The organism is Nonomuraea glycinis (genome assembly GCF_014646515.1).
Classification (GTDB): domain Bacteria; phylum Actinomycetota; class Actinomycetes; order Streptosporangiales; family Streptosporangiaceae; genus Nonomuraea; species Nonomuraea glycinis.
In genome coordinates, this window is sequence record NZ_BMNK01000023.1 from 1 (window position 1) to 13279 (window position 13279).

Below are 13279 nucleotides of genomic sequence, written 5' to 3' on the forward strand. Positions count from 1 at the left end.
GTCCCAAGCAGCCGCATAGGCTACGCCCATAAGACGGCTGTCCGGAATCACCGTGGCACCTCAATGTCATGGAAGACATAGTCGATCATCTCTTCGCGAGCATCCAGGACACGAAACCCGCAGCGGCGAAGGCGATCCACCGCGGCCGCCAGCGTCCATGCCTCTGGATCGGGGACAGGTGCGCCAAGGGCGATGTTCAGCTCCGAATCATTGCGGGTGCCGACCTGCTGGGTGAGCAGTCGGCCGCCGGGGGTGAGAACTCGGGCGATCTCGGCAGCGTTCAACGCGCCGTGCCTGTTGAGCACGAGATCGAAAGTGGCTTCGCTCACGGGGATGGCATCCGCCGTACCGCCCAGCACAGTGGCATTAAGTGGTCGAAGCCGCTTGGCGGCGATGGGGATGTTTGGGTGCCACGCTTCCATTGCGACAGTGTGACGAGGCAGTGGAGCAAGGGAGGCCAGAACTTCGCCGCCGCCGGTGTCTAGGTCGAGCAGTCGCGGTGCCGCTGAGAGAAGCGCTGAGGCCCGCTCGGTGTATCGCCATGATGGGTTCCCGCCACTCGTTCGGTCACGTAGCCAGCTAAAGTCCCATCCGCGCAGGGATGCGTGCAGGGCTTGTTCGACAAGATCGTTATAGCTGAGCACCTAGTCACGCTAATAAAGTCCAGGGGTGCCGGCTACTAGATTATTCAATGGTCTGGCTGACCTGGCCCGCGCGGTTCCCCGCGCGAGACCGGCCCCCAGGCCGCAGCTCGCGCGGGGAGGGCCGCGCGGGCTGCGGCGGCGCAGCCGCCGCCTTGAATACCTACAAGAACTATTCGGCAGTGCCCGCGACTGCTGTATCGGTGACTCTGGAGATCGTGTCGCCTGAATTCTTATGCTTGTGAAGCAGTCGGTGAACTATGCAGATCACGACGACCGAATACTGTGCGGAGCTTGGGCAGGTTCGCAAGCGGCGTAAAATCACTCCGCTTCGAACCCTGCTCACCCGGCTGCCCGAACTGGCTGCGCTACGGCGTCCAGCCCAAGGGCGCCAAGCCGGGCATGACTCCCGGCCACTGCCACGGCAAGGCACACAAACCCGACCACCTCGGCTACGCCGGTCGCCGCGTCCTGGTCTCCCGCAAGTGGTCGAACAAGACCCTGGCCGAACACAAGCAGGACCGCCGTACCTGGGTCATGGAAGCCCTCGGCCAGAGCGACCAGCCCACCGACCCACACCGCTACATCTGGAAACCCGCCCTATCCGCCGGAGCGGCTTCAACACCCGTACGCGCTGGGTGGACGTGGTCAAGGACATGGGGCTGTCCGGGCTGCATTTCCATGACCTCCGTCACACAGGGAACATGCTGGCCGCAGCGTCGGGAGCCGGCCTCAAGGATCTAATGGCGCACATGGGTCACGACAACGTCAGAGCAGCCATGATCTACCAGCACGCCGTAAGAGGGGCCGACAAGCTGATCACGGACGCTATCGATCAGCAGCTCAAGAAGCGCGACGAGGGCGACGACGACGGCCCGGCGGGCGCGCTGGCTCCCGTGGGCTAATTGCACGCTAATTGCACGGAAGATCGACAACAGGTCCGTAAACGATCAAAGCCAGGTCGGGAAACCATCCCTGACCTGGCTTTTCGCTATCAGAGCGGGCGACGGGAATCGAACCCGCGCTATCAGCTTGGGAAGCTGAAGTTCTGCCATTGAACTACACCCGCATGCGACCAGAGCCGCGCCTCTACTGTAGCGGAAACCACCACCACTTCACCAAGCCAAAGCGCCCACGCCCGCCGAACCGGTCACACGGTAAGTTGCTCATCGTGCTGCTATCTGACCGCGACATCGTCGCCGAGATCGACTCCGGCCGGCTGGCGCTGGACCCGTTCGACAGGGAGATGATCCAGCCGTCCAGCATCGATGTCCGCCTCGACAGGTTCTTCCGTGTGTTCGAGAACCACAGGTACCCACACATCGACCCGGCCGTGGAGCAGCCTGATCTGACCCGGCTGGTCGAGCCTGACGGGGACGAGCCGTTCATCCTGCATCCGGGTGAGTTCGTGCTGGCTTCCACGTACGAGGTCGTCTCGCTGCCGGACGATCTGGCCTCCAGGCTGGAGGGCAAGAGCTCGCTGGGCCGGCTCGGTCTGCTGACGCATTCGACGGCCGGTTTCATCGATCCCGGGTTCAGTGGTCACGTGACGCTTGAGTTGTCCAACGTCGCGACGTTGCCGATCAAGCTCTGGCCGGGGATGAAGATCGGGCAGTTGTGCGTGTTCCGGCTCAGTTCGCCGTCGGAGTTCCCGTACGGGTCGGAGAAGTACGGGTCCCGCTACCAGGGACAGCGTGGGCCCACGCCTTCGCGATCGTTTCGTAACTTCCATCGGACCAAAATCTGAAGTGTAGGCGGCCGAAAGGGGTGGTGGTCGAGGGGGGATGTCATCAAGATGGGGTAGAAGTCCCCCGCCTGCGTTGTGAGGTGCAGCCCCGAGTAACCTGACGACGGTGTCGTAAGGCATACCGGGGGGTAGCGACCAGGAGATGAGGACATGAAGTTCGCATTTCGCCTGGTAACCCGTACTCTCTTCCACGGACCATCCCCGCACATCTGGAGAACGACGTGCGCCTGCGTCTCACGCCGCGTGAGGACAGTTACTATGACCTGTTCGCCGATTCGGCGAACAACCTGGTCACCGCATCACGACTGCTCGTGGAGATCATCAGCGACGGCTCGGACCGTGAGGCCCTGGCCGAGAAGATGCGCGCCTGTGAGCACGCCGGGGACGAACGCACTCATGCGATCATGAACCGGCTCAACGAGAGCTTCATCACCCCCTTCGACCGCGAGGACATCTACCGCCTCGCTTCGAACCTCGACGACGTGATGGACGCCATGGAAGCGGCGTCGGATCTCATCGTGCTCTACCAGATCGACCATCTCCCCAAAGATGTCGTCCGGCAGGTCGAGGTGCTGGAGCGGGCCGCTGAGCTGACCGCGGAGGCCATGCCCCGGCTGCGCTCGATGAAGAACCTCAACGAGTACTGGATCGAGGTCAACCGCCTGGAGAACCAGGGCGACCAGGTCTACCGGCGGCTGCTGGCCAAGCTGTTCAGCGGTGAGTACGACGCGCTCACGGTCATGAAGATGAAGGAAGTCATCGACGCCCTCGAAGAGGCCGCCGACGCCTTCGAGCATGTGGCGAACACCGTCGAGTCAATCGCGGTCAAGGAAAGCTAACTCAGTGGACCTCACGCTCGCCCTTGTCATCGGCGTGGTCGTCGTGGCACTGGTCTTCGACTACACCAATGGCTTTCACGACGCGGCGAACGCCATCGCGACCTCCGTCTCCACTCGCGCTCTCACGCCCCGGGCCGCCCTGTTCATGGCGGCGGCGATGAACTTCATCGGCGCCCACCTGGGCACCCAGGTCGCGCAGACCGTGGGCAGCGGGATCATCGACGCGCCCAAAGGCTCCCACGGCCTGGTGATCGTGGCGTCGGCGCTCATCGGCGCCATCGTCTGGAACCTCATCACCTGGTACTTCGGCCTGCCCTCGTCCTCCAGCCACGCGCTGATCGGCGGTCTCATCGGCTCGGCGCTGGCCTCGGCCAGCCTCGTGCACTGGGACGGCGTGGTGGAGAAGGTGGTCATCCCCATGATCATTTCTCCGCTGGTGGGCTTCACCCTGGCGGCCTCGATCATGATCGCCATCTACTGGATCTTCCGGCACGCGCAGCCCGGTAAGACCAACCGGGGCTTCCGCTACGCACAGACGGTCTCGGCCGCCGCGATGGCGCTCGGCCACGGCCTGCAGGACGCGCAGAAGACCATGGGTGTGATCTTCCTGGCGCTGCTGGTGGGCGGCTACGCGTCGCCGACCGATCCGATCCCGCAGTGGGTGATCCTGGCCGCCGCGGGCGCCATCTCCCTCGGCACCTACGCCGGTGGCTGGCGCATCATGCGGACGCTGGGCCGCCGCATCATCGCGCTGGACCCGCCGCAGGGCTTCGCGGCCGAAGCCGCCGCGGCGACGGTCCTGTACGGCGCGGCCATCGGATTCGGGGCCCCGATCTCCACCACGCACACGATCACCTCGGCGATCATGGGCGTGGGCTCCACCAAGCGGCTGTCCGCGGTGCGGTGGGGCGTGGCCGGCAACATCGTGACCGCCTGGGTCCTTACGATCCCGGCTGCCGCTCTGGTGGCGGCGGTGTCGTACTACGTCCTGCACTGGATCGTGGAGTAGCGGCGTACATGACGTCGACGTCCCACCGGGTGAAGCCGAGGGACTCGTACAGTCTGATCGCCGCCGGATTCGCCTCGTCCACGTAGAGCATCACCTGGGCGAGGCCGCGCGAGCGCAGGTGGGTCAGGCCGGCGACGGTGAGCGCCCGGCCGAGGCCGGTGCCCTGCTCGGCGGGGTCGACGCCGACGACGTAGACCTCGCCCAAGCCGGAGTCGTCGACCTTCGTCCAGTGGAAGCCGGCGAGCCTGTCGTCCCGGACGGCCAGGAAGAAGCCCTCCGGGTCGAACCACGACTCCCGCTCACGCACCATCAGGTCGTCCCTCGTCCAGGCGCCCTGCTCGGGATGGTGGGCGAAGGCCGCGGCGTTGACCGTGAGCCACGCCTCCTCGTCCTGACCGGGCACGAACGTACGCAGGCGTACCCCTTCCGGCAGGTGGTAGGCGGGCAGGGGGTCGGACAGTGAGCGGCGCATCTGCCAGAGGGAGCGCGCCCGCTCGAAGTCGAACGAGGCGGCCAGCGCGGCGGCGGCGGGGTGGTCGCCGTGCGCCCACACCCGCAGGCGGCCGCCCGCCAGGTCGAGCGTCGAGCGCAGGAGTCGCGTGCCGTGGCCGCTGCGGCGGTGTGCCGGGTGGATGACCAGCTCGCCGCTGGGGCCCTCGGCGTCGTCCGGGGGGTCCAGGTGGGCGTAGCCGACCGGGGTGTCCTGCTCCAGGACCAGCAGGGAGCGGGCGCGCGGGTCGCCGCCGTAGCGCAGATGCAGCAGCGCGTGCTCGCTGAGCGGCCGGACACCGTCGGCCTCCGTCGCCGCTTCGACGACGGCCAGCACGCCGTCCTTCTCCTGGTCGTCCAGCTTCTCTGTGATCTTCACGTGCGCACTCACAGATCGAACTCTAGGCGTACCACTGGCAAATAGCGCCATGCGGTGGCCTCCTGAATCGTTACCTTTGCGACATGGGCTGCACGGGTTCCCGTCGTAACGTCTTGGGCCATGACGTCCCGTTCCCTCCTCCGGTTCACGCTGGCCGGCGCCGTCGCCACTGGCGCACTCCTGCTCGCCGGTCTCCCGGCGGACGCGAGCAAGGCTCCCCGGACCGTGCCCGTCCGGCTGCTGGCTCTCAATGACTTCCACGGCCACCTCGAACCACCGACCGGGTCCTCCGGCCGGGTGATCGACGAGAACGGCCAGACCGTCGACGCCGGCGGCGCGGTCTACCTCGCCGCCCACATGAAGGCGCTGGCCGACCGGAACACGATCGCGGTGGCTCAGGGCGACCTCATCGGCGCCACCCCCCTCGTCTCCGCCGCCTACCACGACGAGCCGTCCGTCGAGTTCATGGGCAAGCTCGGGCTGAAGGTGGCGGCGGTCGGCAACCACGAGTTCGACGAGGGATACACCGAGCTCAAGCGGATCATGAACGGCGGCTGCCACCCGGTGGACGGCTGCTCGCCCGCCGGCCGGTGGAAGGGGGCGGCGTTCGACTACGTGGGCGCCAACGTCCTGTTCAAGAGCCGCCACGCGAAGAGCGACGCGCTCGCCGGGCTCGGCCACCCCGGCCAGGTCAAGAAGCTGCTGGCCGACTGGGGCGTGCCCGCGCTGCCGCCGGTGAGCGTCAAGTGGATGAACGGCGTGCCGATCGGCTTCATCGGCATCGTCACCCAGACCACGCCGAACATCGTCACCGCCGAGGGCATCAAGGATCTCAAGTTCGTCGACGAGGTCAAGGCCACGAACGTGGCGTCCAAGCTGCTCAAGCTGCTGGGCGTACGGGCTCAGGTGGTCCTGGTGCACGAGGGCGACCAGGTAGCCGCGGGGCAGTCCCCCGACGCCTGCAGCGTCGTCCCCGGCGCCGGCAGCCGGATCGCCACGCAGGTAGACGCCGAGGTCGACATGGTGCTCAGCGGGCACTCGCACCAGGCGTACCTGTGCACGGTCAAGGACCCCGCCGGCCGCAACCGCCTCTACTCGCAGGGCGGCTCGTTCGGCCGCGTCATCACCTCGGTGGACCTCAAGGTGGACCGCAGGACCCTGGACATCGACCGCGCCTCGGTCGTGGCGGACAACCACCTCGTGACCCGCACCATCACCCCGGATCCCCAGATTTCCACTTTCGTGCAGACGTGGAAGGACCGCGTCGCCCCGGTCGCCAACCGGGCCGTCGGTACGATCACCGCCGACATCACCAACACGGCCGTCCCGTCCGGTGAGTCGCCGCTCGGCAACCTCATCGCCGACGCCCAGCTCGCGGCCACCCAGACCGGCGGCAACGCGCAGATCGCGCTGATGAACCCCGGCGGCGTCCGCGCCCCACTCACCTACGCCGGCTCCCCGGCCGGTGAGGGCGACGGCGTGGTCACCTATGGAGAGGCGTTCGCCGTCCAGCCGTTCAACAATCTTATGCAGGTCGTCACGCTGACCGGCGCCCAGTTGAAGACGGTGCTGGAGCAGCAGTTCACCGGCGGGCCCAACAACCAGGCGTTCACCAAGATCCTCCAGCCCTCGGCGAACCTGACCTACACCTACAGCCAGAGCGCCGCCTGGGGCGGCAAGGTCTCCGCCATCCAGATCGACGGCGCGCCCGTGACGGACACCCAGACCATCCGGGTCGCCGCGAACAACTTCCTGGTCGGCGGCGGCGACGCCTTCCAGGCCTTCACCGAGGGCACGGAGCTGTGGAGCGGCCCCCTCGACATCGACGCCTTCGTCGAGCACCTCGGCAGGGCCAACCCGATCGCCCCGCCCGCCACCGGCCGCATCACCGTGACCGGCTGACCGCTCACATCGAAAAGGCCCGCTTCTCACGCACCTGAGAAGCGGGCCTCTTCTGTCCCCTACCGACGCTGCTGAGAGCGCTCGTCCTAACGGCCCCTTTCCGCCATGACGTCCGTCCCACCACCGCATCCACTCCCGCCACTGCCCCCCGATCAGCCCATCAGTCCCCTTTTTTCCGAAAAAGGGGACTTGTACGGCTAAGCCGAGTGATACCCACCCGCCGCACAGGGCTGATGGCCTCCAGGGGGGACGCCTCTGGCCGCCACAGGGCCGGCGGCCGTCACCCGGTTGAGGGTTCCGCTGTGGGCGATTCCGCTGTCGGCTTGGACGGGTTCCGGGGCTTGGGGCCTGCGGGCACAGTGGACGGATGAAGGTATTGGTGCTGGGTGGGACCGAGTTCGTCGGGCGAGCCTTCGTCGAGGAGGCGCTGGCCGGCGGGCATGACGTGACGGTGTTCAACCGGGGCACGCACCAGCCCCCCGCCGGGGTGACCGGGCTGCGGGGAGACCGGTCGGCGGCCGGCGGGCTGGTGGCGCTGGAGCGGGGCGAGTGGGACGTGGTGATCGACACCTGGTCATGGGCGCCGTCCGCGGTCCGGGACGCCGCCTCGCTGCTGGCCGGGCGGGCGGGGCACTACGTGTACGTGTCCAGCCGCTCGGTCTACGCCCAGCCGGTCTCTTACGGGGCGGACGAGAGCGCCCCGGTCGTGGCGGCGTCGGCCGATGACGGTGAGGGCGGCTACGCCGAGATGAAGGCCGGCGCGGAGCTGGCCGCCACGGCGGCGTTCGGGGATCGGGCGCTGCTCGCGCGGGCCGGGCTGATCCTCGGACCTTACGAGAACATCGGGCGGCTGCCGTGGTGGCTGTCCAGGATCGCGCGGGGCGGGCCGGTGCTGGCGCCCGAGCCCGCGGAGCTCGGGCTGCAGTACGTCGACGCGCGCGACCTGGCCCTGTGGTGTCTGGACGCGGCGGGGCGTGGGCTGGGCGGGGCCTACGACGTGGTGAGCCCGCCTGGGTTCACCACGATGGGACGGCTGCTGGAGGCCTGCGTCAAGGTGACCGGCTCGGACGCCGAGTTGCGGTGGACGGACTTCGAGGCGATCCTCGCCGCAGGGGTACGGCCGTGGACCGACTTGCCGATCTGGCTGGTGGGCGAGGACCATGGCTTCATGCACGGCGGCGACACGTCCAAGGTCGTGGCGGCCGGGCTGCGGTGCCGTCCGGTCGAGGAGACGGTGGCGGACACCTGGGAATGGCTGCGCGGCATCGGCGGCCAGGCTCCCATGCGCGCCGACCGCCCTGCTGTGGGATTGGATCCCGCCGTGGAGGCAGAGCTGCTCGGCATGGACCGAATCCACCGCCGGGAAACACTGTTCGACACCGACTGACGGCGGATCGGTGCAGGACCGCTCGGCACTGACCAACGCCACCGCTGGAGTCTGGTTCAGGACCGCTCGGCACTGACCAACGCCACCGCTGGAGTCTGGTTCAGGACCGCTCGGCGCTGACCGACGCCACCGTCGGCGGGTTGCTTCAGGGCTGGTCGGTGGTGGTGCGGGTGCGGATCAGGTCGTACAGGGCGGCGGTGAGGGCGATGGTGACGCACAGGACCACCACCAGGAGGCCGTGTCTGAAGGCGGTCGGCCAGCCCTCGGGCAGGGAGCCGAAGAAGACCGAGCCGGCGGCGGCGATGCCGATGGCGGAGCCGAGGCGCTGGCCGGTCTGCAGCACCCCCGCCGCGCTGCCGCCGCCCTCGGGTGGGACCTCGGACAGGGTGATCGCCTGGTTGGGTGAGATGACCAGGCCGCTGCCCAGGCCCGCCACCAGCAGCGGCAGCGCGGTCGCCAGGGCCACGGCCGGGCCGGGCACCAAGAGGGTGGCGGCCATGGTCGCGGCCAGGCCGACGATCACCGCGGTCAGGCCGGTGGCCACCACACGCCGTCCCGCCCGGGTCACCAGCCGGCCACCGACCACGGCTGCCGAGGCTGAGCCGAGCGCGAACGGGGTGATCGCCAGCCCGGCCATCAGCGGGGTGTAGCTCAGGCCGCTCTGCAGGTACAGGGTGAAGATGAAGAAGATGCCGGTGAAGCCGGCGAAGTAGAACAGCGCGATGGTCAGGCCGACGCTGTAGGAGCGCTTGGCGAACAGGGCCAGGTCGATCAGCGGCTCCCTGGGATAGCGCCGCTCCCAGACGATGAAGCCGGCCAGGACGAGCAGGGCGGCCGGGATGAGCAGCCACTTGGCCTCGCCCTTCCACTGGTGTTGCTGGATGACGGGCAGGAGCAGCAGGGCTACTCCAAGGCCGAGCAGCAGCACCCCGACGGGATCCACGCTCTCGCGCCGCCCGCCCGAGCGCCGCCCGGAAGGAGACCGGTCGGGAGGGGGCGGGTCGGGAGGAGACCGGTCGGGAAGGGGCGGGTCGGGAAGGGGGCGCTCGGGGGGTGGTAGGAGGCGGTGGGCCAGGGGGAGCATGATGAGGCCGATGGGGACGTTCACCAGGAAGACCCATCGCCATCCGTGATCGCTGCCGAACGCCGTGACCAGTGCGCCGCCGATCAGGGGGCCCGCCGCGGTGGACACCCCGATGGTGGCGCCGAGGGCGCCGAAGGCCCGGCCCCGCTCGGCGCCGCGGAACATCTGCTGGATCAGCCCCGACACCTGCGGATTGAGCACCCCCGCCGCCAGCCCCTGCACCAGCCGGGAGGCGATCAGCATGGGCATGCTGTGCGCGAGGCCGCACGCCGCGCTGGCCAGGGTGAAGAGACCGGCTCCCCAGATGAAGACCGTCCGGCGGCTGCGCGCGTCACCCAGTCGCCCCGCGGGCACCAGCAGCAGGCCGAACGTCAGCGCGTAGCCGGACACGGTCCACTGCAGGCCGGCCTCGGAGGCGTTCAAACCCTCCTTGATCGAGGGCAGGGCCACGTTCACGATGCTCACGTCCAGGCCCGACATGAACGCCGCCACCAGGCAGACGGCCAGCGCTTGCCGGCGGGCGTCACGTACCACGAACGATCACACCTACCGTTCACTGAGTTTCAAGGATTTTCAGTGATTCGCCCGGTGTGGGCGAAGGTCCTCGTCTGATCCGGGCAGTGGGTGTCCGGTGCGGGGTTGACGTTTCATGGCCACCTGCCCCGCCGGGCGGGGTCTTATGGTCGGCTCCACGTCCGTTTCGGGTCTCCGGGCCACTCCCGGCGACCGTACGCTCCACCAAAGCGGCGAGGTTGGGCGCGGCGTTCTCGTCACGATCCATCGACAGGCCGCACCCGTCGCAGACGTAGGTGCGCACCCGCAGCGGCAGTTTGGTTTTCACCGCCTGGCAGGATGAGCAGGTCTTGGAGGAGGGGAACCAGCGGCTCGCCACCAGCAGTCGGCCGCCGTTCCAGCCGGTCTTGTAGGTGAGCTGGCGGCGGATCTCCCCGAAGCCGGCGTCGGAGAGGGCGCGGGCCAGTCGCCGGTTGCGGATCATCCCGGCCACGTTGAGGTCTTCGACCACGATGGTGCCGTAGGTGCGGGCCAGGCTGGTGGTCAACTGGTGGATGCCGTCGCGGCGCAGCGCCGCCACCCGATACTCCGCCCGGTTGCGGGCGGCGTTGGCGCGCTGCCATCGCTGCGAGGGTTGTTGCCGGGTGCGGCGGTCCGGGCCGCGCTTGCGGGAGACCGCCCGCGACAGGCGGCGCAGCTTACGCATGGCGTTATTGAGGTGGCGGGGGTTGGGGACCGGCGGGCGTCCGTCGGAGAAGACCGCCAGGGTTTTGATGCCGAGGTCCACGCCGAGCACCGCGTCCGGCCGCGCAGGCGTTGCCACAGCCCGTTCGGTGTGCACGGTGAAGCTGACGTGCCAGCGGCCCTCCTGCCAGCGGACGGTCGCCGACGCGATCCGCGCCCCGCCGTCGGTGAGGAGGCGGGCGAGTTCAGTGACCGGTTCGTGCGTTTTGATCCGGCCCAGCACCGGCAGCACCACATGGCTGTGGCCGTCCAGCCGGATCGTGCCGGTGGTGAAGCGCACCGACCGGGCCGCGCGGCGTTTGGTCTTGAACCGGGGAAACCCCACCTTCGGGCCCTTACGCTTACCGCTCTTGGAGTCGCGCCAGTTGGACAGCGCGTCGGTGAGGCGAGCGAGGCCGCAGGCGTAAGCCTCCTTAGAGTTGCCCGCCCACCACGGCGCCACCTCGTCCTTGACCTGATTCCAGCGCTTGCGCAGGCCGTACATCGACCAGGACAGGGCCGGGGTGAGCTGATCCTCGGGGATGCCGTAGGAGCGCTCGGCCTCCCGCTGCGCCAGATTCGCCTTCACCTGCGCCAGACCCCAGTTGAACGCCACCCGCACCGCCCCGCAATGCGACGCCAGCACAGCAACTTGACGTGGCGTGGGATCCAACGCGAAACGGTAGGCCTGCACGACCCGCACGACGCCATCCTCTCTCACATATTCGAGAGCTTGTGCGAACGACTCTACCAGCATGACCGTACGTTGAGTAATTATTTGCATGCTCATCGTGACGGCGAGAGGTGGGGCGGACTGCGCCGGGCAGACGCGGCGCGAAGCCGCAGGCCCCTACAGCGCTTCATCATGCCGTCCACCAGCGCGCAGGCCACCGAGCCACCCCCCGATCACCACGTGACAGACCGCGATCGCGCTAGAGAAACCAGATGAGGACTGACGAACACTGATACGAACCACAGCGGTTACCAACCCCCACGGAAGTTGGGGCCGTACGGGCGACCACAGCCCGAGCATGATTCCCCAGGCATCACGAATTATCGTCGTTCGCTGACAATGATGTCTTTGCTGTAGGCCGGTGGGGATTAACCGGCGCGCACTCGCGGTGTAGCGTCCGATCATGGGCACGATGACGGTCGAGCAGAACGGCATCAACAAGGTCCCCGAGTCGGAGCGGCGCGGCAGGCCGTCCGGCCTTTTCTGGCCCTGGGCCGGGTCCAACCTGTCGCTGTTCGGGGTGGCGTTCGGGGTCTACATCGTGGGCCTGGGCCTGGGCGTCTTCCCGGCGATCATCACCGGGGCGATCGGCTACGCGCTCTCGTTCGGGCTGGTGGGGCTGGTCGCGATCGCGGGCGCGCGGTCCGGGGTGCCGACGATGACGCTGGGCCGGGCGCCGTTCGGCTATCAGGGCAACAAGCTGCCGGCCGCGTTGTCGTACATCTCCAATGTGGGCTGGGAGACGGTGCTCGTCACGCTGTCGGCGCAGGGTGGGGCGGCCATTCTGGGGCGCGTCGCGCCCGGCATTCCGACCGCGACCGCCACGGCCGGCTGCTTCGTCGTCGCCGCGCTGGTCACGATCGTGGTCGGGGTGTACGGGCACGCGATGATCATGGCGGTGCAGAAGTATCTGACGTACGCCTTCATCGTGCTGACCGTCGTCTACATGGTGCTGATGGCGCCCAGGCTCGGCACGTCGCTGGAGACGACCGCGGGCTTCGGCGGCTGGGTGGGCGGGGTGATCTTCGCGATGACGCTGCTCGGCCTCGGCTGGGTCAACTGCGGCGCCGACTACTCCCGCTATCTGCCCACGAGCTCCCGGCCCTCCAGGGTGGCCACGTGGACCATGCTCGGCGGCGCGGTGCCGCCCATGCTGCTGCTGGTCTTCGGCGTGCTGCTCGCGGGCGGCGACCCCCAGTTGGCCGACGCCGCCGCGGCCGACCCGGTCGGGGCGCTGGCGGGGGCGTTGCCGACCTGGTTCCTGCTGCCCTACCTGCTGACCGCCATCGGCGGGTTCCTGGCCGGGGCCATCATGGACATCTACTCCTCGGGGCTGTCCATGCTGGCGCTGGGCGTGCCGGTCAGGCGGCACTACGCGGTGCTCATCGACGGCGCGCTCATGGTGCTCGCCGGCTATTACGTGCTGTTCGTCTCGGACAGCTTCCTGGCCACCTTCCAGGCGTTCCTGGCGATCATCGGCGTGGTCATGGCCGCGTGGGTCGCCATCTTCCTGGTGGACATGTGGCGCTGGCGCGACGGCGGCCGCGATTACGACGAGCGGCTGCTGCGGCCCGGCGCCCCCGCCCTCAACGTGCCGGGACTGATCTCGCTGGTCACCGCGTCGGTCGTGGGCGTCGGCCTGATCGCCTCCGCCGACCCGAACATCGCCCGCGTCGTCGGGTTCCTGATGAGCGAGGACCTGAAGGCCGGCACGTTCGCCTCGGCCAACATCGGCGTGGTCGTGGCCCTGGTGCTGGCCGGGGTGCTCTACTTCGCGATCTCCGGCTTGGCGTCGCGCCGCTCCCGTGGCTGACGGTCACCGGAGGTTACTCT

11 protein-coding genes, 1 tRNA gene and 1 pseudogene are annotated in these 13279 nt (G+C 68.4%); 8 read left to right on the forward strand and 5 right to left on the reverse strand.

The annotated features are described in order from the left end of the window. Positions 1–47 precede the first annotated feature (47 nt). Entirely contained in the window at positions 48–644 is a 597-nt protein-coding gene (locus IEY87_RS41070; protein WP_189144299.1) for a class I SAM-dependent methyltransferase, read from the reverse strand. Positions 645–956: 312 nt separating this feature from the next. Between IEY87_RS41070 and IEY87_RS46390 the strand changes: the two are divergent. Beyond that, positions 957–1235 (forward strand): annotated as a pseudogene (locus IEY87_RS46390) (replication initiator); the annotation flags it as partial. Between the two features lie 50 nt (positions 1236–1285). Next, positions 1286–1546 (forward strand): tyrosine-type recombinase/integrase, encoded by a 261-nt coding sequence (locus IEY87_RS47450; protein ID WP_506333379.1) that lies wholly within the window; start codon positions 1286–1288, stop codon positions 1544–1546. A gap of 93 nt (positions 1547–1639) precedes the next feature. Here the strand turns inward: IEY87_RS47450 and IEY87_RS41080 are convergent. After that, positions 1640–1710: transfer RNA gene (locus IEY87_RS41080), tRNA-Gly, on the reverse strand. Between the two features lie 102 nt (positions 1711–1812). On the opposite strand from IEY87_RS41080, the gene dcd reads away from it, so the two are divergent. The 3 genes from dcd to IEY87_RS41095 all read left to right on the forward strand — a co-directional run bounded on the left by dcd (position 1813) and on the right by IEY87_RS41095 (position 4236). After that, complete coding sequence (gene dcd, locus IEY87_RS41085) at positions 1813–2388, forward strand: dCTP deaminase (protein WP_189144301.1); 576 nt, start codon at positions 1813–1815, stop codon at positions 2386–2388. A 221-nt stretch (positions 2389–2609) separates the two neighbouring features. Then, the gene (locus tag IEY87_RS41090) at positions 2610–3227 is read left to right on the forward strand and encodes a DUF47 domain-containing protein (RefSeq protein WP_049567507.1); all 618 of its coding nucleotides are present in this window, start codon (positions 2610–2612) and stop codon (positions 3225–3227) included. 4 nt (positions 3228–3231) lie between these two features. Continuing rightward, on the forward strand, positions 3232–4236 hold the full coding sequence (locus IEY87_RS41095) for an inorganic phosphate transporter (RefSeq protein WP_189144302.1): 1005 nt from the start codon (positions 3232–3234) through the stop codon (positions 4234–4236). On the opposite strand, the gene mshD is transcribed toward IEY87_RS41095, so the two are convergent. Beyond that, positions 4169–5116, reverse strand: coding sequence for a mycothiol synthase (gene mshD, locus IEY87_RS41100; protein ID WP_225278176.1), 948 nt, complete (start codon positions 5114–5116; stop codon positions 4169–4171). The two genes, IEY87_RS41095 and mshD, sit on opposite strands and share 68 nt — an antisense overlap. A gap of 108 nt (positions 5117–5224) precedes the next feature. On the opposite strand from mshD, the gene IEY87_RS41105 reads away from it, so the two are divergent. After that, on the forward strand, positions 5225–7006 hold the full coding sequence (locus tag IEY87_RS41105; protein WP_189144304.1) for a bifunctional metallophosphatase/5'-nucleotidase: 1782 nt from the start codon (positions 5225–5227) through the stop codon (positions 7004–7006). 367 nt (positions 7007–7373) lie between these two features. Then, a complete protein-coding gene (locus IEY87_RS41110) occupies positions 7374–8393 on the forward strand; it encodes an NAD-dependent epimerase/dehydratase family protein (protein ID WP_189144305.1) in 1020 nt (339 codons plus the stop codon). Positions 8394–8538: 145 nt separating this feature from the next. Here the strand turns inward: IEY87_RS41110 and IEY87_RS41115 are convergent, their stop codons facing one another. Further along, complete coding sequence (locus tag IEY87_RS41115; RefSeq protein ID WP_225278175.1) at positions 8539–10011, reverse strand: MFS transporter; 1473 nt, start codon at positions 10009–10011, stop codon at positions 8539–8541. Between the two features lie 19 nt (positions 10012–10030). After that, positions 10031–11416: an IS607 family element RNA-guided endonuclease TnpB gene (gene tnpB / locus IEY87_RS41120; protein ID WP_189144306.1), complete on the reverse strand. Its 1386-nt coding sequence runs from the start codon at positions 11414–11416 to the stop codon at positions 10031–10033. 433 nt (positions 11417–11849) lie between these two features. Here tnpB and IEY87_RS41125 point away from each other — a divergent pair, with 433 nt between their 5' ends. Continuing rightward, on the forward strand, positions 11850–13259 hold the full coding sequence (locus tag IEY87_RS41125) for a purine-cytosine permease family protein (RefSeq protein ID WP_189144307.1): 1410 nt from the start codon (positions 11850–11852) through the stop codon (positions 13257–13259). Positions 13260–13279 lie beyond the last annotated feature (20 nt).

Excerpts from the sequence above, each read along its gene's own strand:
- IEY87_RS41105 (WP_189144304.1), top strand. The coding sequence starts at position 5,225 with ATGACGTCCCGTTCCCTCCTCCGGTTCACGCTGGCCGGCGCCGTCGCC.
- IEY87_RS41125 (WP_189144307.1), top strand. The coding sequence starts at position 11,850 with ATGGGCACGATGACGGTCGAGCAGAACGGCATCAACAAGGTCCCCGAG.
- IEY87_RS41110 (WP_189144305.1), top strand. The coding sequence starts at position 7,374 with ATGAAGGTATTGGTGCTGGGTGGGACCGAGTTCGTCGGGCGAGCCTTC.